Raw genomic sequence first — 21,555 nt, forward strand, 5'->3', positions numbered from 1 at the left:
TTCTGTTGTAACAGTTAATTTTTGGGCCATGTGTGTCTTGTATAAGCTAGTTCTCTTTTATGCACACTCCTAACATAATGATGTTCAATAACTTCTTGTGCATCATCTGGTACCGATTTTCCCTCTAAATAATCATCTATGTGATCATAACTCACACCTAATGCCTCTTCATCTGGTAACTGTGGTTTGTCTTCTTCTAAATCTGCAGTAGGTACTTTTTCATATAAATGCTTAGGCGCTTGTAGATACTTTAATAATTGTCTACCTTGGCGTTTATTCAAACCAAATAGCGGTGCAATATCAGCAGCACCATCACCATATTTCGTATAAAAACCAGTTACACTTTCAGCCGAATGATCTGTACCAATCACTATACCTTGTTTGTTTGCAGCAATTGAAAATTGTGCTTTCATACGTTCACGTGCTTTTTCATTTCCCTTTTGAAAATCAGTAAGTAGAATGCCCGCATCTTTTAGTGACTGCACACTTTGATCTACAGCTGATTTAATATTGACCGTTACTACTTCATCTGGTTGTATGAACTTCAAAGCATCTTCAACTTCGACTGCATCCTTTTGTTCACCATATGGTAATTTAACAGCAATAAATTGGCAATGAATTTTTTCTTCTTTTAATTCATTAACAGCAATTTGACATAGTTTACCAGCTAAAGTGGAATCTTGGCCACCTGAAATACCTAGCACTAAAGATTGGATAAAAGAGTGAGATTGTACATAACCTTTAATAAATTGAATAATGCTACGCGCTTCTTGTTCACTGTCAATCATTGGTTGGACATTCATTTCTTTAACAATGATTTCTTGTAAATTACTCATTTTCTTCCATCTCCTTCACATGTTCTGCGACTTCAAATATACGTTTATGTTTATTTTCCCAACATGCTGTGCTTAAATCTACAGGATATTCTTGTGGGTTAAGATGACGCTTGTTTTCATCCCATAAATAGGTAAGATTTTCTTTCAAATAAGTTTGTGCTTCTTGTTCACTTGGTAAATCATAAACTAATTTACCATCTTTATAAATATCATGATGTAAATCTTTCGCTATAAATGATTTTATAAATTTCATCTTGTAGGTATGGACAGGATGGAAAAGTTTAAGCGGCGTCGTTTCATATGGATCTTCATGATCCAATGTAATGTAGTCCCCTTCAGCTTTGTTCGTTTTTTTATTAATGATACGGTATACCTTTTTCTTGCCTGGCGTCGTTACTTTTTCCGCATTATTTGAGAGTTTAATACGATCAACATATGCGCCTGTACTATCTTCTACAGCAACGAGTTTGTAAACTGCACCAAGTGCTGGTTGATCATAGCCTGTAATCAATTTAGTACCTACACCCCATGAATCAACTCTTGCACCTTGGGATTTCAAACTAGTGATTGTCTGTTCATCTAAATCATTTGAAGCAATAATTTTTGCATCTGTAAATCCAGCTTCATCTAACATGCGTCGCGCTTCTTTAGAAAGGTAAGCAATATCTCCTGAATCTAATCGAATACCTACAAAATTAATTTTGTCTCCTAATTCTTTTGCAACTTTAATTGCTGTTGGAACACCAGATTTTAGCGTATGGAATGTATCTACTAAAAACACACAGTCCTTATGTCGCTCGGCGTATTTTTTAAAAGCAATATATTCATCACCATAAGTTTGTACCATTGCATGTGCGTGTGTACCAGATACTGGAATGCCAAATAACTTGCCTGCTCGTACATTACTTGTAGAATTGAAGCCACCAATGTACGAGGCTCTAGCTCCCCATAAGGCTGCGTCCGCTTCTTGCGCACGGCGTGTACCAAATTCCATTAACATATCATCCAGAGCAACTTGTCTAATTCGACTCGCCTTTGTTGTAATCAATGTATGGAAATTCACTATATTTAATAGCATCGTTTCTATTAATTGAGCTTGTATCAACGGTGCTTCTACTCGCATTAATGGTTCATTGCCAAAACAAAGCTCACCTTCATGCATTGAGCGAATATTACCTGTAAATTTCAAGTCTTTTAAATAACTCAAGAAATCCTCTTGATAGCCAATAGATTTTAAATATTCTATATCTGATTCTGAAAAATGAAATTGATTTACATATTCAATCACACGCTTTAATCCATTAAAAACCGCATAGCCACTGTCGAATGGCATATTTCTAAAATACAAATCAAAGACTGCTAATCGTTCATGAATACCATCATTCCAATAACTTTCAGCCATATTTATTTGATATAAATCATTATGCAATACTAATGTATCGTCTTCGTATTGGTACACAAAAATCTCTCCAATCAGCTTTTCTATTAGTTTAGCATAAAAGAAACGTTGTTAGCACCTGAAATACCATCCTATTTAATAGCATTCGTGCAACATTTTCAGATTGCTAATGTTCATTATTTTAAATTTTGATAAAAGTGTGACATTACTAACGACAAAGTAGTGACATTTGTAGTTTTATAATTATAAATTAACTGTAATCACTTATAATACTAAGTGAGGTGTTTATATGTTAAATGAAGCTAAATCATTTATTAAAACAATGCATAAAGAATTAAGTTACGATGAACATGCTACATTAGATAGAATTAAAGAAATTGAAATTGCTATTCAAACAAATGGCACGTATGAACATACAGTTGAAGAACTTACTTATGGTGCTAAATTGGCTTGGAGGAATTCGAATCGTTGTATTGGTCGATTTTTCTGGAATTCATTAACTGTAGCAGACGCAAGAGATATTCAAACTGAAGATGAATTTATAGCTACAATTGAAAATCACATAACAACTGCAACAAATAATGGGAAAATCAAGCCTTATATCACTATCTTTTCACAGCATCAACCACCCCAAATTTATAATAATCAACTCATCAGATATGCCGGTTATTCAGATCACGGTGACCCTGCCGAACGAAGTATAACGCAACTTGCTGAACATCTTGGATGGAAAGGAGATCATACTCACTTTGATGTCTTACCTTTAATTTATAAAATGCCTGAAGGTAATTTAAAGTATCATGTTTATAATCCGGAATTAATTAAAGAAGTTCCTATAGCCCATGACCGCTATCCAAAGTTAAAACAACTCGGTTTAAAATGGTATGCCGTTCCTATCATATCAAGTATGGATTTGAAAATTGGCGGCGTTACATATCCCACAGCACCATTCAACGGTTGGTATATGGTAAATGAGATTGCTGTTCGTAATTTTACAGATAGCTATCGTTATAATTTGCTAGAAAGTGTTGCAGATGCATTTGAATTTGATACACTTAAGAATAATTCTTTCAATAAAGATCGTGCACTTGTCGAATTGAATGATGCAGTATATCATTCCTTTAAAAATGAAGGCGTCTCTATTGTTGATCATTTGACTGCTTCTAAGCAGTTCGAACGATTTGAAAAGAAGGAAACAAAAGAAGGAAGAGATGTTACTGGTAAATGGTCATGGTTAGCACCTTCGTTATCTCCAACATTGGTGTCAAATTATCATCATGGTTATAAGAATGAAATTCGAGAGCCTAATTTCTTTTATAAGCAATCAACATCTAAGGGTTGTCCATTCCATTAAAACTCTATCCTTACACATATGAACAAGGGGTAACGTCACATGAAACTTTATTATTTAGGCCCAAAAGGGACATTTTCATACTTAGCAGCAAAACAATATAAATCAGAATCTGAAATGGATTTTGAAGCCAAATCTAACCTGTACGAAGTTGTACAATCTGTTTCTAACGATGATAACAGTATCGCCGTAGTACCAATTGAGAATTCAATTGAAGGGACGATTAATATTGTCGCAGATGCATTAACGCAACAAAATATTTTTGCGCAAGGTGAACTTCATTTAGACATTCAATTCGCGTTGTATGGTTCTCAAGATGCTACAGTAAATGATATCTCAAAAGTTTATTCTATTGCGCCTGCGATTAGTCAAACGAGCCAGTACATACAAAAGCAAGGCTTCACGTATGACTATGTAGACAGTACGATTAAAAGTTTGGAAAAAATAACTGATCACGTTGGTGCCATTGCACCTTTAGGTAGTGGCGAAGCATACGGCTATTCACCTATTGCGGAAAACATACAAGACTTTCCACATAATGTAACGCGTTTTTTAGTCGTGAGTAACCAACCGAGTAGTATCGAGGATGTAGAAGATGCGAGCGATACATTATTACTCATCACGCCTCAATTTGATAAGCCTGGTTTATTAGCAAGCATATTAAATACTTTTGTTTTATTTAATATTAACTTGTCTTGGATTGAATCTAGACCTTTAAAAACACAACTTGGAATGTATCACTTTTTTGTGCAAGCTGACACACCAATCAATGAAGACTTGGCCAAAGTTATTAAAATTTTAAACACATTAGACTTCCAAGTTTCAATTATTGGTTCATTCAATAAATTAAGTTAAGTTTATTTTTACGTAAATCAATTAGACAAACCAAAAACCCTCCATTCATTATTTAGAAATGGAGGGTTTTATTTATCTATATAATTATTTAAGTGGCAATGGCTTAGTTACATCTATACCTAATACTGGTGGTACTAGGAAGTAAACAACGAGTACAATAACTATAATACTCAGTATGTTTACCCAAAAGCCGACTGATGCCATTCTTTTAATACTAATACGTCCTGTACCAAATACAATCGCATTCGGTGGCGTCCCTACTGGAAGCATATATGCACAGTTTGCCGCCATAGCTGCAGGCACCATCAGTAATAATGGATGAACGTTTACAGCAACAGATAACGTTGCAAGAATTGGTAAAATCATCGTTGCAGTCGCAGTATTAGATGTGATTTCAGTTAAGAATAGTACAAATACGGTAATGACTATAACGATAATTAAAGGACTTACACCTTCTATCAATTTCAATTGCTCGCCAAGCCACTCTGCTAAACCACTTGATGATATCCCTTCCGCTAACGCTAGCCCCCCACCAAAGAGAACTAATACGCCCCACGGTAAATCTTTAGCCACGTCCCAATCTATAATTCGTTTGTGTTGTGCTTTGTTTTTCGCAGGAATTAAAAATAGTAAGACTGCGATAATCATGGCTATGGTTCCATCTTCTATTTCTGAAGTGTATGTCCAATTTTTCAATAAAAACTCTCTACTTATCCACAAGAAACTGGCAAGCAAGAACACGATTAAAACTATTTTCTCTTCGTATTTCATCTTACCTAATTCATGTAATTTCCTTTTAATTAACGCTTTACCACCTGGTAATGCTTTCATATCATGTCTAAATGCGATATATCGTATGTATGCCCAAACTAATAATAATAAAACAATAACTGTTGGCACACCAATAATCATCCATTTAGCAAAACTAATTTCTTCACCAAATGCAGATTGATATTGTCCCTTTAATATAATTAAAGGTGGCGTCCCAATTAATGTTCCAAGCCCACCGATTGTACCGGCATAACCAATTGCTAAAACTATAGATTGTTCAAACTTAGTGATACTTGAATCTTTGATGTCCTTACTTTTCAATTCACTTGCTTCTTTAATAATTGCTAAGCCAATCGGAATCATAATCATAACAGCAGCTGTGTTCGACACAAACATAGATAAAAAAGCAGTCGAAATCATGAATCCTAGTAAAATCTTTCCTGTACTTGTGCCTAATGTATTGATGATAACTAAAGCAACACGGGTATGTAAATTCCATCTTTCCATGGCAATGGCTAAAATAAAGCCGCCTAAGAATAAAAAGATAATATCATTACCATATTGTGATGAAACTTCTTCTGGGCTTAATACATGCCCAATTGGCATCAATATTAATGGTAATAAACTTGTTGCTGCAATCGGAATGGCTTCAGTAATCCACCACGTTGCAATCCAAAGTGTTGTTGCTAAAACAAATATACCTTTACTTGATAAACCTTCAGGCTGTAAAAATAGTAAAGTTAAAATAAATAATAGCGGCCCCAATATTAAACCAATTAATTGACTAGTATTATAAGACTTATTTTCTTTCTTATTAGAAAAAAACATTAAATAATGTGACCTTCTCATATCCCCTTTGTTCAAATCATTCGTCCCCCTCTAAAGCTACTTTTCTGAATATTCATAACATTTCTTAGTTTATAACATAATATAATCCTAATGAAATATCAATGCTAAACCGCTTACATATAAAGTCTTTACGGTGTCAACGTAGCATTGTAATCATGTTTAATTAAACTTAACAATATTTTAAATTTTATCACCATAAGATAAAAATAAATTCTTAGTGTCCTTTAAATACATTTTGGGTGGCCATTCATCAAATTCATTTTGAGCAATAAGTATATTTTTATGTTTTATATTATTATAACTTTGAATCCGAACTGCATATTTCTCCATCGTTCCAATAAATTTATTTTGATAAATATTTAAATTACTCCCAGCTTGAGTTGATCTTTGTTTCCCTTTTAAATCTTTTGCATTTTTACCATCTTTAACTGCTAAAAAACGAACACCACCAGCACAGTTTTTAAAAATATTATGATGAATATACGTATCTTTATATTTTAAAGGTGTTAGTGCATATTGCTTTATCTCTTCAAACGTATTAAAACGAATATGAATATTTTGATAAAATTGATTATAGCGACTTGCATGAGAACCAATCGCCCTGTTCCATGACTGCATCGTAGGCGTATCTGAATTGCCAAAATAACAATTTTCTATTATTACATTTTTTGTAATCGTTCCGTCTGTCGTCCCAAATTTAGGGAAAGCACCTGGTACTTGAATATCTAACTGAATTGCTTCTGAAAACGTTCTTGTTCCATCACTATCATTGAATCCTAAAAATTTACAATTATTTATATATAATCCATTAACTCCACATGCATCCAATCCATGGCCACCTATAATGTCTTTAAAGGTCACATCGACGATTTGAATATCTTGGGCATGTCCCATACACATTGCTGTATTATTATATGGGAATGCATAGCCATTCATATCAAATGTTCCTCCTGCAATATAAATATGGCTATTGCCGTTATAACCATAATAAGGTTTAAACCTTCTACCATTTTTGAGTAATGCATCTTTCCCACATCTTTTAAGGACTGCGCCTTCATCTAGCAATAATGTTGTAGACTCATAAATAACCAATGACTTGCGTATATGAAATTCACCTTTAGGTACATATATCGTTGTCGAAGGATGTTTTTTTGCATAATTCAATGCACGTTGCATTGCTCGTGTATCTGCGCTTTTACTTTCACCTTTTAATCCAAATTGCTTTGCATTAATCATCATAGGATAATCCCTCTCTTTCTCAATACTTTATAATAAACTTAACTGAGGATTTTCAAACGCGCTTGTTGTAGCTTTATTGATTTATCTACTTAGTATATAATACTTATTATCTTTAATATTAGGAGTGTTCGCAAATTATGAAAAAAAGTGCACTTATTGTAGTGGATTATTCAAATGATTTTGTTGCAGATAATGGAAAAATGACTTGTGGCATTCCAGGCCAACAAATTGAACATTATATTGTGGAAAGAATTGAAGCATATAATAAAAAACAACAGAATATTTTCTTTATGATGGATTTACATTTTGAAGAAAATAGTTATCATCCTGAGAACAAGCTCTTCCCTCCTCACAATATTCTAGGAACATCTGGGAGAGAACTTTACGGCAAAGTAAATGATATCTATCAAAATATATTATTTAATGATCACATACATTTTTTAGATAAAACACGTTATGATGCTTTTTGTGGTACTTCGTTAGATATTTTGCTACGAGAAAGAAATGTAACACATTTAGAAATTGTTGGTGTATGTACCGATATTTGTGTATTACATACAGCGATTACTGCCTATAATTTAGGTTATTCCATTAGTATTTCACATAAAGGCGTTGCTTCATTTAATCCAACGGGCCATGATTGGGCTTTAGATCATTTTAAAAATTCCTTAGGTGCTGAAGTAGAATAACTATGCAAACTCATGATAAAATAATATTAACTATATAAATAAGGAGAATTTAGATATGGCAAAAACTTATATTTTCGGACATAAAAATCCAGATACAGATGCTATTGCATCTGCCATCATCATGGCAGATTTTGAACAACAAACAGGTAATTCGGAGGCTGCGTCTTACCGTTTAGGCGAAATAGGTCCTGAGACGCAATTTGCTTTAGATCATTTCAAAGTAGAAGCGCCAGAATTACTTAACGATAATCTAGCTGATCAAAATGTTATTTTAGTTGACCATAATGAATTCCAACAAAGCGCAGATTCAATTGCTGACGCTACAATTCAGCATGTCGTAGATCACCACAGAATTTCTAATTTTGAAACTGCAGCGCCTTTATATTACCGTGCTGAACCAGTCGGCTGTACAGCAACAATTTTATACAAAATGTATAAAGAACGCGGCTTTGAAATTAAACCTGAAATTGCTGGCTTAATGATTTCTGCAATTATCTCAGATAGTTTATTATTCAAATCACCTACATGTACTGAAGAAGATGTACAAGCTGCAGAAGCATTGAAAGCGATCGCCAATGTTGACTTAGAATCTTACGGTTTAGATATGTTAAAAGCAGGTGCTTCTACAACAGACAAATCAATTTCAGATATCTTATCTATGGATGCAAAATCTTTCAACATGGGAGATTATTCAACTCATATCGGACAAGTTAATACTGTGGATATTGATGAAGTCTTTGCACGTCAAGAAGAATTAACAAAAGCTATGTTAGAAGCAAGTGCAAATGAAAAATATGATTTATTTGTATTAGTCGTGACTGACATCATTAATAGTGATTCTAAAATTTTAGTAGTGGGACCTGAAACAGACAAAGTAGGTAAAGCTTTCAATGTTGAACTTGAAAACAATACTGCATTCTTACCTGGTGTAGTTTCACGTAAAAAACAAGTTGTACCACAAATTACAGAAGCTTTAAACGAAGTCGTTTAATATTATATGATAAACACTGAGTGGACAAGAAACTAAACACCTAACCGCTCAGTATTCTGGAACATAGTAAATATGTTCCAGTTTTTTATCCATTTCCATAAGCATAGCGATATCTCATACTAGGAGGAATATCATTGAATTCAATAGAGCAAACTTTCCATAATAGTAAACAATATTTTAATACTCACGAAACCAAAGATCTTAAGTTTAGAAAAAAACAACTCAAACTGTTGGGTAAAAGTATTAAAAATCATGAAAATGAATTACTCGACGCACTTCAAAAAGATTTAGGAAAAAACAAAGTGGAAGCTTATGCAACCGAGATTGGATTCACTTTAAAAAGCATTAAGTCAGCACGCAAAGAACTTAAAAATTGGGCGAAAAGAAAACAAGTGAACACGCCCCTTTACTTATTCCCTACTAAAAGTTATATCATGAAAGAGCCTTATGGTACTGTCTTAATTATCGGACCTTTTAATTATCCTTTCCAATTACTTATTGAACCATTAATTGGCGCAATAGCAGCGGGAAATACAGCTATACTTAAACCGTCAGAATTTACACCACACGTTGCAGATATAGTACAACAAATTATTGAAGATGTATTCAACACTGAATATATTAGTGTATGCCAAGGCGACGCAGAGACTACACAATCACTTATACATTTACCTTTTGATTATGTCTTTTTCACTGGCAGCGAAAAAGTAGGACGTATTGTCTATCGTGCAGCTAGCGAAAACTTAACACCCGTTACTTTAGAATTAGGAGGTAAATCTCCTGCGATTGTAGATGAGTCAGCAAATATCAAAGTAGCGAGTGAACGCATTTGTTTCGGGAAATTTACGAACGCTGGTCAAACTTGTGTGTCGCCAGACTATATTTTAGTTAACCGAAAAGTCAAAAGCCAACTCATCGCGGCACTCAAAAATACAATCACTGAATTTTACGGTAAATCTATACAAGATAGCCCAGATTTCGGTCGTATCATTAATCAAAAACATTTCGATCGTTTAGACCATTTATTAAATGTTCATAAAACAGAAATTGCATTTGGTGGTCAATCTGATGCAGACGATAAATACATCGCTCCAACCATTTTAGATGGTATTACTTTCGATGCTAAAATAATGGAAGATGAGATTTTCGGCCCTATTTTACCAATCATTCCGTATGATGATTTTGATGAAGCGATTGATTTAATACGTACTAAACCTAAGCCACTCAGCTTATATTTATTTAGCGAAGATGAAAATGTAACAGAACGTGTACTTCATGAAATTTCATTTGGTGGCGGTGCGATTAATGATACGTTGATGCACCTCGCAAATCCAAACTTACCTTTTGGTGGTGTCGGTGCATCGGGTATTGGACAATATCATGGTAAATATAGTTTTGATACGTTTAGTCACGATAAATCTTATGTGTTTAAATCTACAAGGCTTGAATCAAGTCTCATATTCCCACCATACAAAGGGAAATTTAAATACATCAAAACATTTTTCAACAAATAGAAAATCACCTAGTATGGTAATGTATTATCCATACTAGGTGATTTTTTAATTTTTTTCAGTTGTCTTTATTTTAAAAATTGTACACAAACGCCCTCTGGTGCTGATTCGTGATGATCAACTTTTTCTAATTCTCCCGTAATTTTATCACGTTTGAAAACCGTCAATGTATAGTCACCTTCTTGGTGTGCACAAACTAAGAAATCATCTGAGTCAGTAATGTTGAAATCACGGGGGAATTCACCACCACTTGATACAATATCAACAAATGAAATCGTTGAACCATCATCACTTACTTTAAAAATAGCAATACTATCGTGCCCTCTATTCGTGATGTATAAGAATTTTTGATCGTGTGACTGTCTTACTGCTGCTAATTTTGTATCACCTTCAAAATTTTCAGGAATTGTTGAATGTCGTTGGATTTCTGTGAATTTTCCATCCTCATATTTTACTGTACTTACGACATTTGATAACTCATGGACAACATAAGCAAACTTCCCATTTTCATGAAAAGCAATATGTCTTGGTCCGTCCCCTGGTTCAAAATCACTCACCGCATGTTCACTAAAACCATGATTATTAAATTCGTATGTTACTATTTTATCTGTACCTAAATCGATTGCAACTACATATTTTTCATCTGGTGTTGTACTGATAAAATGCACATGTGGCTGATCTTGTCTTTCGTGTGGTCCAGTTGGATAATTGTGCTCTAACTCTTGAATTAAACGTATGATTTCACCTGTTTCAGGGTTCGCTTCATATAAGCGCGCTAACCCAGCACCGTAAACAGACTCAAAAACAAACTTTCCGTCTGGCGACACATCTACATAACAGCCGCTACCCTTTGTAGAAGCGAGGCATTTATTAATTAAACTGAGTTTACCATCTTCTTCTATTTTAAGACTAGCAACACCGCAATTATCTCCTTCACGTGTTACAGCATATAAAAATGAATTATGTTGATTTACATAAGTTGATGCTTCTAATTCATATCCTGTTTCAACTTCTGTTACGCTTCCAGTTTGTTCATCTAATTCAAAACGATAAACGCCTTTGCCCTCTTTTTTCGTATACGTACCAATATAACCTGTTGTCGTCATGTAAACCCCTCCATATTGTTATAGTTTCATTTTAATAAATATCTATACTAAATGACAATATAATGATTATTGCCACTTTCTATCAAAGTACAATTAAACTTTTCATGCTTTATTAATTTAAAAAAAGAAAAACTTCTTGCAATAATACGAACATATGTTCTATTATTGTATTGAGGTGATTTTATGATTCCGGAAAAGTATCAAAATGAAAATGACTATAGAAATATACCAAGAGAATTTCTTAATGCCAATATCCCGCAAGGTCGTGGCATGGTTAAATGGGCGCCATTTGCTACTTTGCCAGAACAATTCGAAACAATTCAACAATATTTAGTAGATCAAAATAAAATTGACCGTCCTATATTATCCGACGATCAATTAAATGAATTAAATTTACAGCTTCATCAAGCGTTACATACAGACTCCTATATTTATATTGAATACTATCAAGCAGGTTGGTTGGAAACGACTCATATAAAAATTAAAAATATAGATATGACTCATATGTTTTTAGAAGGTTACCCAATCCATACACAGGAAACAATTCAACTTTCATTATTTGATATAACTAGAATAACTCAAGACAATAGTTAACTGCTTTTCTATACTTGCGGCGCAAGTTTACTGTTCGCAGTCTTCTTGACTGCATAAGCCACCGTAACAACTTCGGTGAACGGATTTACTGTTCGCAGTCTTCTCGACTGCATAAGCCACCGTAACAACTTCGTTGAACGGATTTACTGTTCGCAGTCTTCTCGACTGCATATGCCACCGTAACAACTTCGGTGAACGGATTTATTGTTCGCAGTCTTCTCGACTGCATATGCCACCGTAACAACTTCGGTGAACGGATTTATTGTTCGCAGTCTTCTTGACTGCATAAGCCACCGTAACAACTTCGGTGAACGGATTTACTGTTCGCAGTCTTCTCGACTGCATATGCCACCGTAACAACTTCGGTGAACGGATTTACTGTTCGCAGTCTTCTCGACTGCATAAGCCACCGTAACAACTTCGGTGAACGGTGGCTAAAAAAAAATACTGCCAACGAAAGCCTAAAGGCTTTGTCGACAGTATGGGAACACTCTAAAGTGTTCTATTAATAACTTAATTATTCGTTTCAATATCTGAAACAATTTCTTTTGTTTTACTTTCAATATCTTCGAAGTCTTTTTTAAAGATATAAGCGAAAACTACTGCACCAACACCTGCTGCTAATGACACAGTAAGAATTGTACCTAATACAAATTTAAATAAACCTTTAATAAAATTACACATTCTGATTCACCTCAATAAATTATTAACATATCTATCAATAATGATAGCATACTTGAAAGCATCAATAAATATATACCCACTTTTCATTTCTTTAATCTAAATATTAAAAAGTGGATTTATGATATTATTGGAGTAATGCAAAATCAATAAATTTTAGTCAATATGTCTTATTTATTTTAACATTTTCTTCTCATCAGAATAAAGATAGATGTTATATTTATTATTAATATAAGTAAAAAAAGGGCTAATATCGTTAAATATTAGCCAATTCAATGTTAGTTATTCTCATCTTATTGACCCCACCAAGTGGAGACTGCATCTTTGAAAGCATCATAATAATTTGACATAATAATCACCTCATTGAATTTGTCTATCTGATCGTCCCTTGATGTTAACTCAAGCATAACTATTGGTCATACGTAATGCAATTAACAGAGCGTTACAATGAAGTTACATTTTTGTAAGATTACACACATAAATAGGAGTTTTAAACTATGCAATCAGTAAAATCAGACATCTTAACACATCGAGGTTCACACTTTGATTTAGGTGTACAAACAGCACAGTGGATGCAACAAACCCCCTTACTCAAAAACAGAGAGAAAGAATGGAAAAAACGTATGCCCCGCTTTGATATCCATATCAAAGAAACATATGACATTTTCCAAACGTACGCTCCGCAAATTTGGGAAGAAATTAGAGGCATGCAAGAAGTACTTAATCTGCCTACCCGACAAATGATTCTTAACTTTGCACACTATCGATTTACACCATTGAAGAACAGTGGCTGTACGGTCTTTTTAGGCCAGGACTATATGGTGCGAAATTATGATTATCACCCTGCAACTTATGATGGTCGTTACTTATTGTTCCAACCTACTGATGGCGGATTAGCGCAAATAGGCCCTACATCACGTGTAACCGGGAGAATGGATGGTATGAATGAATCTGGTCTATCCATGGGCTACAACTTCATGCACAGAAAGCACCCAGGTGATGGTTTCGTCTGCTATATGGTCGGCAGGCTTATATTACAATATTGTAAAGATGTACCTGAGGCCATACAATTACTAAAAGAACTTCCGCATAGAAGCTCATTTAGCTACATTGTCATGGACAAACATTTGAATCATGCGATTATCGAAGTTTCTCCTCGCTCCGTTGATGTGCGTTACGATCGTACTTGTACGAATCATTTCAAATTATTAACACATGAGAATAGAAATTTTACAAAAGAATCTAAAGAACGATTAAATCGACTCCTTAAAAAAGCACCCGCATCACTAGATAAAATGAGCGCATTTAATTTATTCAATAATCCGGAATATGAAATTTATAGTAAATTATTTAAAAGCTGGTCTGGGACCATTCATACAAGTATGTATGAACCTCAATCATTAACAGCGCATATCACTTTAGGCGAAAATAAAGCACCTACCGTAATAGACTTTGGCAAATGGCTCGATGGCGAATCATTAGATATTACTTCAATTAACGGGCATCTTGACACTGATTTAACCTTTGCCACTTATTAATATTTGTCATTTTAAATCATTTATATTATAAAAAGAGCCAGAAAGTACTTAATTAAATGTACTTCCTGGCTTTCTCTATTCATGTCAACATAGAGTTAATTTATATAAATGTCCCCATGATCCGTATAGAACTCTAAAATATGCTTTCCTGCCCCTACTTTATTATCTTTAAAATTGTTGTTGATAACTTTAGAAGTCCCATCAGATGGATTCAATTTTAGCAATGTATCTTGAGGGTCATCATCATATGACATGAAAATATCACCATATTGTGTAGAGGCTCTAAAATGTGATGCAATATCCATTCGACTCAAATCAATTTTGCCGTGGTCAGCTAACAACACCGACTTTTCAATTAATGATTTTTTACTCGTTATACTCGCCTGTTTCGTTTTAATATTCGCATTAGTAATTCGGCTGTGCTTTATATCAAGCGGTGAACTCACACCTCTATAATACAGTTTGTCTAACACTACATCACTTAAAAACACACGTGCTCCGCCAGTAGCCTTCATTGAAATATGTGCATCTTTTGCATTGATACTATCAATATTTATAATATTCGTCTTACTAGATACATCTAAATGATTTAGTTTTTTATCTGGCACAGTCACTACCATCTCATCATCAAACTGTCTAAACGGATTAAAATTCAATCCATAATGATCTTCTGTATTATCAGTCTCATGAACATGTAGTGTCTTGTTTTTATTCGTAATATCAATATTCTTTTTCCCTTTATAGGTCACTGAAAATTTGTCACCTTGCTTAACCTGAACCTTACTATTTTGGCTATCTAGGTTTAAATTTTCTATATCTTTATCATTAACTTCTTTATTCACAGAATTGAGTTGGTTGTTTTGTTTTTCAAATCCAAACCAAGCGACACAAGCTAAAAGAAAGCACACGATAAATAATGTTAAGCCGCTAAAAAATAACTTCTTCATTCGACTGCACTTCCTTTAATTGTTTTAATATTCCAACGTAAATATTTTAAAATCACTCGATAAACAAATTGAGCAAATTTTGCAATAATGACAAATAATAAAAGACCTAATCCTGTATACGAAATGGCAAATAAATAGTTACTTATGGCAAAACTAAAATTATCATTAATTATGCCGTTGATAATCAATAATAGTGGACTAAGTGCGAAAAATAATGCAACAAGTAATAGTACAAACATGAAAATGCCAACAAATATCATAGGGATTAAAATAATGATTAATGATAATATTCCCATACCCAGAGATGCCATAATTGCTCTCACAATTGTATTTATATTAGGACGAAACTCCGCAGACACAATCGCATTTCTCGCCATAAGCTCTTTGCCTATCTTTTTAGGAGATTCAAGTGCTCCAATGATTTGATATTCATTTTTCCCTTCACTTTCTTGATCAAAAAAATATTCCTCATATTCATACATCACTTTATCGCGTTCACTTCTTGGTAATTTATCTAATTCTTGCTCTAATTCATTTAAAAAAGTGATTTTATCCAAAATATCTACCGCCATTCAAACTTAAGTTTCGAAGCAAAACGTATATGTAAAATCAAAAATGACATGCCCTATAGGAATGTCATTTTTAATTTTTATATCTTGTGTATTTCAATTTTCTTTATTTTATCATGTTTATAAATAATAAATAACTTTATTTGATTTTTCTTATCTTTATATATTATAGCATTAAAGCCTTTGCGCAACTTTTTTTGTTTATAATGTGTTCCTAGTGTCTGTGTAACTTCTCCAACATTATTATTGATCGTTCCATTAAAATTAGTTTGCACTCTAGTATCGCCAGTTAAGGTTATACCTTTAAGTTGAGAATCCTTTTTATTCACTTTGAAAATTAAATTAGGATGCTCTCTTTTTGAATAAAGACGATGTCTTTTTAAAATGACTTCATCTTTTTCAACGTATTCACTAATATTAATTTCAGACCCTATTTTGACACGATCAATGGATAGTTTTGATAAATCGGTCGAGTGTTCTTGCTTTATATAATTAACTAAAAATACTGTCACAGTAGCTATTGTTATACACGCAAAAAATATAAGTCGCTTATGTAGTTTATGCATTTTCAATGTTGTCACCACACTCTACTTTACTTATTAAATATAGCATAGGTATTTGTCACTTTCATCCCTGAAGAAATCTTAAAACATATTACTTTTATATGTATTAATAATTTTCTTTCATATTAAAATATTGATATAATAATATCTAATCAATTAAAGGGGGAACTATTATGACAAGTTTAGAAACTTATTTCAAAAACAGTCAACCGCTTGATCAATATATTGAAGCTATGACTGAAAACAAAGAGAATTTACTATCAATATATCATTCATTCTCAGCACCAGAGGATGATAGTCGTCTTGAAAAAATTAAAGCATCAAACTATAGCAAAGTTCTAGTTATCACTGAAGACTGGTGTGGAGATGCTATGATGAACGTGCCTATTCTTAAACATATTAGTGAAAGATTAAATATAGAAGCTCGTGTCTTTCATCGTGATGAAAACACTGACTTAATCGATCAATACTTAACAAATGGTACTGCGAGATCTATACCTATATTTGTATTTTTAAATGATGATTTTGAACAGCAAACAGTTTGGGGACCTCGTGCAAGACAAGTTCAACATTTTGTAGAGGAAACGCGTTCCAAACTTCCTGCAAAAGATGATCCTACATTTGAAGATAAATCGTCTGAATCATATGCAATTATTTCTAATCGCTTTAAAACAGACTCACAAATGTGGAAATATGTTTATGATTCAATTTTAGATAAACTAATTATAAATTAATAAAAGACGTATGAATTAAGGTGTTATAACCGTTAATTCATACGTCTCTTTTTTTATGACTCAATCTTCGGTTATCTTTATTTTAAATATCTTTTTTAGATACATAGAATATATTAACTACGAATAATACTACAATCGATGCTGAAGTAATAAACCACTGCCAATTAGAGAATGTGTAATCACCAGTTGTCGTTTTAGAAGTTAAGTAACTAAATGGAATATATTTCAAGGCATCTTGAATATTGTCACCAAATTTAGGAATCATAGGTATAAATGGTTCAGCAAAAGGAACAAGTAATATTAAGAATATACCTAGAGTAAAGATTAATGCTGTTTTTGGTACAACTAATGAAAATAAATATAATAATAATCCAAAGAATAAATGGAATAGAATGAAGAACCAAAGTAATTCAAAGATTTTATCAACTTCTATATTTTTACCATCAACAATTTGTTCTACGATTAATACAAAACCAACAAGTATTGCTGTAATAATTATGGCGATTAGTATAATTGAAATCACTTTTGCGATAACATAACCCACACGACTTGATGTTTTATTCATATATAATTGAATCGTACCTTGTGAAATATCACGGGTGATTGTCTTGATTACAAATAGTAAGCCCATGATAGAAAAGAACCAACTACCAATAGAAAGTAGCATATTGCCGTCTATTTTATCAGATTGCTGAACAAATAGAACTGTAAATCCAATTAACGGAAGTATTGTTAAGAGTAATGCTAAATACGTTAATGGGCTTCTAATAATGCTATAAATGTCATATTTCACGAGTTGTAAACTATTCATTATTGGCCACCTTTCTGATTAATATTGAAGTAAGTATCACGTAAAGAACTCTTGCGTGTTTCAATAAATTCAGGGAAAATATCGATATTGGATAAACCTTTAAGCACTTTTTGATAACTTGATTGTGCTTTAATAATGATTTCTCCATTTTCTCTCTTAGATTGAATCACATCGAAATTTTCATTTAAATATTCTAAAGCATTATTAAAATTATTTTGTTCTATGATTAAAACTGTAGAATCCGTTGGTGCCCCTTCTTTCATATCAACATCTTGAACAAAATTACCATCACGTAAAAATACTGCTCTATCGCAAATTAATTCAATATCCTCAAGTTTATGACTAGAAATCAAAATTTTCATATCCAGTTCTTGCACAAGTGATTGAATTGTTTTCAATACATCAATTGATCCGTCAGGGTCCATACCATTTGTTGGCTCATCTAAAATAAGGTACTTGGGCTTGTTCATTAATGAAACAGCAATAGCTAGCTTTTGTTTCATTCCCATTGAATACTTTTTAACTTTTTTCTTCACATAAGGTCTCATACCAAAGGCATCAATGATTTGGTTTGCATATTTTTTATCAAACCCCTTACCTAATACATTGGCAAATAATTTCAAATTATATAAACCTGATTTATTATCATACAATTTAGGATGTTCAATAAGGTAACCGATATTGTCTTTATTACCTATCTTTACCTCCCCTTTGTATTTGATAATATTTCCGTTCATGACTTTCATTAATGTTGTTTTACCGACACCATTTTTACCAATTAAACCTACAATTTGGCTTTGTCCAAAATCAAAATTAATATGATCTAAAACATTGTTATTGCCATACGTTTTTGTTATATCTTTTAATTCCATAAATGCGCCTCCTTTTATTATTAAATTAATTTTTTATATTGAATGATGTAGCTAGCTACAAAGCAAAAAATACTTAAAGTTAAAAATCCATAGTTAAAAATAGTTTCAAAATAATTTAATATACCCAGACTATAATTAAATAATGTACATATTCCAACTACAAGTAGCACGATTATGACAGGTATTAAAATAACCATCGTAAGTAAATAAATGATATAAGAAATGTAATCAGATTTTTGTTCTGTATATTTTTTAAAAGCTATAGGTACTGCAAAGAAATTTACTGCAATGTATGAGAATGGCATTGAAATATTAAAATCAATATTACTTGTTGATACATGAGAATTCGGCATTGTATATAAAGATAATATTGCTGCCCCAACTAATGTAAAAATAATAACTGTTAAATAATTAGCATTCAATAATGACTTTTTAGAAACCGGTAAACTTCCAAAAAAGTCATAAGCCATTCTGTGCCCAAGCTTACTATTAAAACGAAAAACATGTCCAGAATCTAGTATAGAAACAAAAAGTAATATCATCGCAACTGCAGAATATAACGCATTAGTAAAAATACTATTAGGTATTATGATTAATTGCAGTGGGGAAAACAATAATAAGATTGCATATATTACGATTGTCCATTTACGTAATTTTAAATTTCTAATAAGTAAATTTTTCATCTAATGCCCCCAGTTGTTAAGTCTCATAATTTTTTTGTTCAGTTTTCTGGGTTCCTTTTTCAAGGTAAACCATTAAATCTTCAATCGTTGGCTTAGTTATTGCAACCTTGTTTCCAAAAATTTCATTAAATATATTAGCATGTTCTGTAAGTGCGATATATCCAGTTTTGTTTTCTTCTATATAGTGTGTTAATTGAATTAATTCTTCATCCAATTGCTGCATGTCACCTTTAACTACTTTGAATCTATTCAAAATGTCATCCAAAAATTGATTCAGTACAATTTCACCATCTTTTAAATACACTAAGTAATCAGCGATTTTTTCTAAATCAGAAATGATATGAGTAGAAATAAATACTGTTTTCTTTTCATCAATGAGTTCTTTTTGAATTACATCCAAAACTTCGTTTCGAACGATTGGATCTAATCCTGATGTTGGCTCATCTAGAATAAATAATTCAGCATGATGACTAAAAGCAATAGCAATAGACAACTTCATCTTCATACCAGTTGAGAATGTTTTGATCTTCCGCTTATAAGGTAAATCAAATTTTTCAAGATAATATGTAAATAACTGATGGTCCCATGTACTATAAAATGGTGAAACATACTGTTCAATTTTTTGGATATTCCATTTATCATTGAGGTACAATTCGGAATAAACGAAACCAATTTTATTTTTAATAGCTTCAGGGCGTGCTTTCATTTTTTGATTAAAGATTAAAACATCTCCGCCATCAGGCTCAATTAAATCCATAATCATTCTAATAATGGTCGTTTTACCTACACCATTTGCACCAATAAATCCAGTTATAAATCCTTGAGGAACACGAAAACTAATATCATTTAACTTGAATTCTTTATACTGATAATTTACAGCATTTAATTCGATTGCGTTCATTCATCGTCCTCCTCAAAAATCATTTCTAAGATTTCTTGTAATTCTGAAAGTGGCATGCCTATAGTTTTTGCTTCTTTGCTTATTGATTTAGCCATTGTTTCAATCACCATGAACTGTTTTTCTTTTAAAATTGAACTATCTTGCTCTTTCACATATGTACCCTTACCTCTAATAGTAAAGACAAAACCATCTTTTTCTAAATCTTCATATGCGCGCTTTGTAGTTATAACGCTAACGCTCAAATCATGTGCTAATTCCCTCATCGAAGGTAAGTGTTCACCAGGAGCAACGTATCCTTTTAAAATATTTTCTTTGATTTGTTGCTTAATCTGTTCATAGATTGGCTGTTCACCACTATTTTTCAAAAGTATTTTCATGGACGTCCTCCCTTACAACTGTATATACACACTATATACAATGTATACACACTTGTAAAGTATAAATTTATTCAAACACCCATATAATTACTCATTGAAAGGGACGAGTTAACATAAAAAAGCTATAAGTAAGATTTTGCATATCGCTTCATCTCACTTATAGCTTGTTCTAACAATGTTACTTATTTTGTTTATCTTTTTTCTTACGCTTATTATTACGATCAATAAAAGCGCAAATCATAAACATAATTGCAGCAATTAATAATTTAACACCAGAATCTTCATGACCTATGGCCTGTAAATAATAGCCTACAACGAGTAATATCATTGCCATTATGACAAATATTTTGGTTAAATGTTTCACTCTCTTCACCTCAAACAATATCATTGTACCAAACTTTGGCATTAATTTCTAAAAGCAATTTATTTAAAAAAATTCTTGATACTTATGTATTTGTTTTTATGATTTATATTTAAATATATTGTTTGCAGTCTATTACCTATGATGATAAAATTGTAATTGTATCCACGGATTATACTACACAACCCCAAGTCTGCGTCATCAGGCTTGGGGTTTTTTGTGTAAGGCCACCTATTTGTCTTTCCATTTATTCTCTAACCAAACACGGAATACAACAAGTAAGCTACCTGTTAATAAAGTTGCAATCATTTCTTGCCACCACGCTAT

The 21,555-nt window shown here is 32.6% G+C and carries 24 protein-coding genes; 8 read left to right on the plus strand and 16 right to left on the minus strand.

The window, feature by feature from the left end:
- Nucleotides 1–14 precede the first annotated feature (14 nt).
- Together nadE and AST02_RS00880 are read right to left on the minus strand one after the other, a co-directional pair.
- Nucleotides 15–836, minus strand: coding sequence for an ammonia-dependent NAD(+) synthetase (gene nadE, locus AST02_RS00875; RefSeq protein ID WP_069815023.1), 822 nt, complete (start codon nucleotides 834–836; stop codon nucleotides 15–17).
- Complete coding sequence (locus AST02_RS00880) at nucleotides 829–2,295, minus strand: nicotinate phosphoribosyltransferase (protein ID WP_046466263.1); 1,467 nt, start codon at nucleotides 2,293–2,295, stop codon at nucleotides 829–831. Before AST02_RS00880 ends, nadE begins: the two co-directional genes overlap by 8 nt.
- Before the next feature lie 229 nt (nucleotides 2,296–2,524).
- On the opposite strand from AST02_RS00880, the gene AST02_RS00885 reads away from it, so the two are divergent.
- On the plus strand, nucleotides 2,525–3,589 hold the full coding sequence (locus AST02_RS00885; protein WP_069815024.1) for a nitric oxide synthase oxygenase: 1,065 nt from the start codon (nucleotides 2,525–2,527) through the stop codon (nucleotides 3,587–3,589).
- Nucleotides 3,590–3,628: 39 nt separating this feature from the next.
- Nucleotides 3,629–4,441, plus strand: a complete 813-nt coding sequence (locus AST02_RS00890) for a prephenate dehydratase (RefSeq protein ID WP_046466265.1) — start codon at nucleotides 3,629–3,631, stop codon at nucleotides 4,439–4,441.
- Nucleotides 4,442–4,525: 84 nt separating this feature from the next.
- On the opposite strand, the gene AST02_RS00895 is transcribed toward AST02_RS00890, so the two are convergent.
- Both AST02_RS00895 and AST02_RS00900 read right to left on the minus strand, forming a co-directional pair.
- Nucleotides 4,526–6,061, minus strand: a complete 1,536-nt coding sequence (locus AST02_RS00895; RefSeq protein ID WP_069815050.1) for an SLC13 family permease — start codon at nucleotides 6,059–6,061, stop codon at nucleotides 4,526–4,528.
- A gap of 180 nt (nucleotides 6,062–6,241) precedes the next feature.
- On the minus strand, nucleotides 6,242–7,300 hold the full coding sequence (locus AST02_RS00900; RefSeq protein ID WP_046466267.1) for a glycosyl hydrolase family 28-related protein: 1,059 nt from the start codon (nucleotides 7,298–7,300) through the stop codon (nucleotides 6,242–6,244).
- A 137-nt stretch (nucleotides 7,301–7,437) separates the two neighbouring features.
- On the opposite strand from AST02_RS00900, the gene AST02_RS00905 reads away from it, so the two are divergent.
- The 3 genes from AST02_RS00905 to AST02_RS00915 all read left to right on the plus strand — a co-directional run bounded on the left by AST02_RS00905 (nucleotide 7,438) and on the right by AST02_RS00915 (nucleotide 10,494).
- Nucleotides 7,438–7,989 carry a cysteine hydrolase family protein gene (locus tag AST02_RS00905; protein ID WP_046466268.1) on the plus strand — a complete coding sequence of 184 codons (552 nt, stop codon included), beginning with the start codon at nucleotides 7,438–7,440 and terminating at the stop codon, nucleotides 7,987–7,989.
- A gap of 55 nt (nucleotides 7,990–8,044) precedes the next feature.
- Nucleotides 8,045–8,980, plus strand: coding sequence for a manganese-dependent inorganic pyrophosphatase (locus AST02_RS00910; RefSeq protein WP_069815026.1), 936 nt, complete (start codon nucleotides 8,045–8,047; stop codon nucleotides 8,978–8,980).
- Between the two features lie 134 nt (nucleotides 8,981–9,114).
- Nucleotides 9,115–10,494 (plus strand): aldehyde dehydrogenase, encoded by a 1,380-nt coding sequence (locus AST02_RS00915; RefSeq protein WP_069815028.1) that lies wholly within the window; start codon nucleotides 9,115–9,117, stop codon nucleotides 10,492–10,494.
- 65 nt (nucleotides 10,495–10,559) lie between these two features.
- Here the strand turns inward: AST02_RS00915 and pglS are convergent, their stop codons facing one another.
- On the minus strand, nucleotides 10,560–11,597 hold the full coding sequence (gene pglS, locus AST02_RS00920) for a 6-phosphogluconolactonase (RefSeq protein WP_069815030.1): 1,038 nt from the start codon (nucleotides 11,595–11,597) through the stop codon (nucleotides 10,560–10,562).
- A gap of 183 nt (nucleotides 11,598–11,780) precedes the next feature.
- On the opposite strand from pglS, the gene AST02_RS00925 reads away from it, so the two are divergent.
- On the plus strand, nucleotides 11,781–12,191 hold the full coding sequence (locus AST02_RS00925) for a YolD-like family protein (RefSeq protein ID WP_069815032.1): 411 nt from the start codon (nucleotides 11,781–11,783) through the stop codon (nucleotides 12,189–12,191).
- A 513-nt stretch (nucleotides 12,192–12,704) separates the two neighbouring features.
- Here the strand turns inward: AST02_RS00925 and AST02_RS14170 are convergent.
- Nucleotides 12,705–12,875, minus strand: coding sequence for a hypothetical protein (locus tag AST02_RS14170; protein WP_107514816.1), 171 nt, complete (start codon nucleotides 12,873–12,875; stop codon nucleotides 12,705–12,707).
- A 494-nt stretch (nucleotides 12,876–13,369) separates the two neighbouring features.
- Between AST02_RS14170 and AST02_RS00930 the strand changes: the two genes are divergently transcribed.
- Entirely contained in the window at nucleotides 13,370–14,410 is a 1,041-nt protein-coding gene (locus AST02_RS00930) for a C45 family autoproteolytic acyltransferase/hydolase (RefSeq protein WP_069815034.1), read from the plus strand.
- 95 nt (nucleotides 14,411–14,505) lie between these two features.
- Here AST02_RS00930 and AST02_RS00935 read toward each other — a convergent pair whose 3' ends face one another.
- The 3 genes from AST02_RS00935 to AST02_RS00945 form a co-directional block, all read right to left on the minus strand.
- Entirely contained in the window at nucleotides 14,506–15,357 is an 852-nt protein-coding gene (locus AST02_RS00935) for a DUF4097 family beta strand repeat-containing protein (protein WP_069815036.1), read from the minus strand.
- Entirely contained in the window at nucleotides 15,354–15,914 is a 561-nt protein-coding gene (locus tag AST02_RS00940) for an HAAS signaling domain-containing protein (RefSeq protein ID WP_046466275.1), read from the minus strand. The genes AST02_RS00935 and AST02_RS00940 overlap by 4 nt, the downstream gene beginning before the upstream one ends.
- 92 nt (nucleotides 15,915–16,006) lie before the next feature.
- Entirely contained in the window at nucleotides 16,007–16,492 is a 486-nt protein-coding gene (locus tag AST02_RS00945) for a hypothetical protein (protein WP_069815037.1), read from the minus strand.
- Nucleotides 16,493–16,662: 170 nt separating this feature from the next.
- Here AST02_RS00945 and AST02_RS00950 point away from each other — a divergent pair, with 170 nt between their 5' ends.
- Complete coding sequence (locus AST02_RS00950; protein ID WP_046466277.1) at nucleotides 16,663–17,223, plus strand: thioredoxin family protein; 561 nt, start codon at nucleotides 16,663–16,665, stop codon at nucleotides 17,221–17,223.
- Nucleotides 17,224–17,305: 82 nt separating this feature from the next.
- Here AST02_RS00950 and pmtD read toward each other — a convergent pair whose 3' ends face one another.
- From pmtD to AST02_RS14650, 7 genes are all read right to left on the minus strand, one after another.
- Complete coding sequence (gene pmtD, locus AST02_RS00955) at nucleotides 17,306–18,034, minus strand: phenol-soluble modulin export ABC transporter permease subunit PmtD (RefSeq protein WP_046466278.1); 729 nt, start codon at nucleotides 18,032–18,034, stop codon at nucleotides 17,306–17,308.
- Nucleotides 18,034–18,906: a phenol-soluble modulin export ABC transporter ATP-binding protein PmtC gene (gene pmtC / locus AST02_RS00960; protein ID WP_069815039.1), complete on the minus strand. Its 873-nt coding sequence runs from the start codon at nucleotides 18,904–18,906 to the stop codon at nucleotides 18,034–18,036. Before pmtC ends, pmtD begins: the two co-directional genes overlap by 1 nt.
- Nucleotides 18,907–18,926: 20 nt before the next feature.
- Complete coding sequence (gene pmtB, locus AST02_RS00965; protein ID WP_046466280.1) at nucleotides 18,927–19,589, minus strand: phenol-soluble modulin export ABC transporter permease subunit PmtB; 663 nt, start codon at nucleotides 19,587–19,589, stop codon at nucleotides 18,927–18,929.
- Between the two features lie 16 nt (nucleotides 19,590–19,605).
- Nucleotides 19,606–20,490 carry a phenol-soluble modulin export ABC transporter ATP-binding protein PmtA gene (gene pmtA, locus AST02_RS00970; protein ID WP_046466281.1) on the minus strand — a complete coding sequence of 295 codons (885 nt, stop codon included), beginning with the start codon at nucleotides 20,488–20,490 and terminating at the stop codon, nucleotides 19,606–19,608.
- Complete coding sequence (pmtR, locus tag AST02_RS00975; protein WP_002507153.1) at nucleotides 20,487–20,867, minus strand: PSM export ABC transporter transcriptional regulator PmtR; 381 nt, start codon at nucleotides 20,865–20,867, stop codon at nucleotides 20,487–20,489. The genes pmtA and pmtR overlap by 4 nt, the downstream gene beginning before the upstream one ends.
- 178 nt (nucleotides 20,868–21,045) lie before the next feature.
- Entirely contained in the window at nucleotides 21,046–21,231 is a 186-nt protein-coding gene (locus AST02_RS00980) for an SE1626 family protein (protein ID WP_046466282.1), read from the minus strand.
- Between the two features lie 228 nt (nucleotides 21,232–21,459).
- Nucleotides 21,460–21,555 (minus strand): Trp-rich small protein, encoded by a 96-nt coding sequence (locus tag AST02_RS14650; protein ID WP_230622036.1) that lies wholly within the window; start codon nucleotides 21,553–21,555, stop codon nucleotides 21,460–21,462.

Origin of the sequence: Staphylococcus equorum (genome assembly GCF_001747895.1) — a bacterium.
GTDB lineage: Bacteria > Bacillota > Bacilli > Staphylococcales > Staphylococcaceae > Staphylococcus > Staphylococcus equorum_A.

What these genes read in the sequence shown, in the direction of transcription:
- pmtA (WP_046466281.1), bottom strand. Translation starts at nt 20,490, where the DNA reads ATGAACGCAATCGAATTAAATGCTGTAAATTATCAGTATAAAGAATTC.
- pmtD (WP_046466278.1), bottom strand. Translation starts at nt 18,034, where the DNA reads ATGAATAGTTTACAACTCGTGAAATATGACATTTATAGCATTATTAGA.
- pmtB (WP_046466280.1), bottom strand. Translation starts at nt 19,589, where the DNA reads ATGAAAAATTTACTTATTAGAAATTTAAAATTACGTAAATGGACAATC.
- pmtR (WP_002507153.1), bottom strand. Translation starts at nt 20,867, where the DNA reads ATGAAAATACTTTTGAAAAATAGTGGTGAACAGCCAATCTATGAACAG.
- AST02_RS00885 (WP_069815024.1), top strand. Translation starts at nt 2,525, where the DNA reads ATGTTAAATGAAGCTAAATCATTTATTAAAACAATGCATAAAGAATTA.
- AST02_RS00950 (WP_046466277.1), top strand. Translation starts at nt 16,663, where the DNA reads ATGACAAGTTTAGAAACTTATTTCAAAAACAGTCAACCGCTTGATCAA.
- AST02_RS00890 (WP_046466265.1), top strand. Translation starts at nt 3,629, where the DNA reads ATGAAACTTTATTATTTAGGCCCAAAAGGGACATTTTCATACTTAGCA.
- pglS (WP_069815030.1), bottom strand. Translation starts at nt 11,597, where the DNA reads ATGACGACAACAGGTTATATTGGTACGTATACGAAAAAAGAGGGCAAA.
- AST02_RS00900 (WP_046466267.1), bottom strand. Translation starts at nt 7,300, where the DNA reads ATGATGATTAATGCAAAGCAATTTGGATTAAAAGGTGAAAGTAAAAGC.
- AST02_RS00910 (WP_069815026.1), top strand. Translation starts at nt 8,045, where the DNA reads ATGGCAAAAACTTATATTTTCGGACATAAAAATCCAGATACAGATGCT.
- AST02_RS00945 (WP_069815037.1), bottom strand. Translation starts at nt 16,492, where the DNA reads ATGCATAAACTACATAAGCGACTTATATTTTTTGCGTGTATAACAATA.
- AST02_RS00930 (WP_069815034.1), top strand. Translation starts at nt 13,370, where the DNA reads ATGCAATCAGTAAAATCAGACATCTTAACACATCGAGGTTCACACTTT.
- AST02_RS14170 (WP_107514816.1), bottom strand. Translation starts at nt 12,875, where the DNA reads ATGTGTAATTTTATTAAAGGTTTATTTAAATTTGTATTAGGTACAATT.
- AST02_RS00895 (WP_069815050.1), bottom strand. Translation starts at nt 6,061, where the DNA reads ATGAGAAGGTCACATTATTTAATGTTTTTTTCTAATAAGAAAGAAAAT.
- AST02_RS00905 (WP_046466268.1), top strand. Translation starts at nt 7,438, where the DNA reads ATGAAAAAAAGTGCACTTATTGTAGTGGATTATTCAAATGATTTTGTT.
- AST02_RS00925 (WP_069815032.1), top strand. Translation starts at nt 11,781, where the DNA reads ATGATTCCGGAAAAGTATCAAAATGAAAATGACTATAGAAATATACCA.
- nadE (WP_069815023.1), bottom strand. Translation starts at nt 836, where the DNA reads ATGAGTAATTTACAAGAAATCATTGTTAAAGAAATGAATGTCCAACCA.
- AST02_RS00935 (WP_069815036.1), bottom strand. Translation starts at nt 15,357, where the DNA reads ATGAAGAAGTTATTTTTTAGCGGCTTAACATTATTTATCGTGTGCTTT.
- pmtC (WP_069815039.1), bottom strand. Translation starts at nt 18,906, where the DNA reads ATGGAATTAAAAGATATAACAAAAACGTATGGCAATAACAATGTTTTA.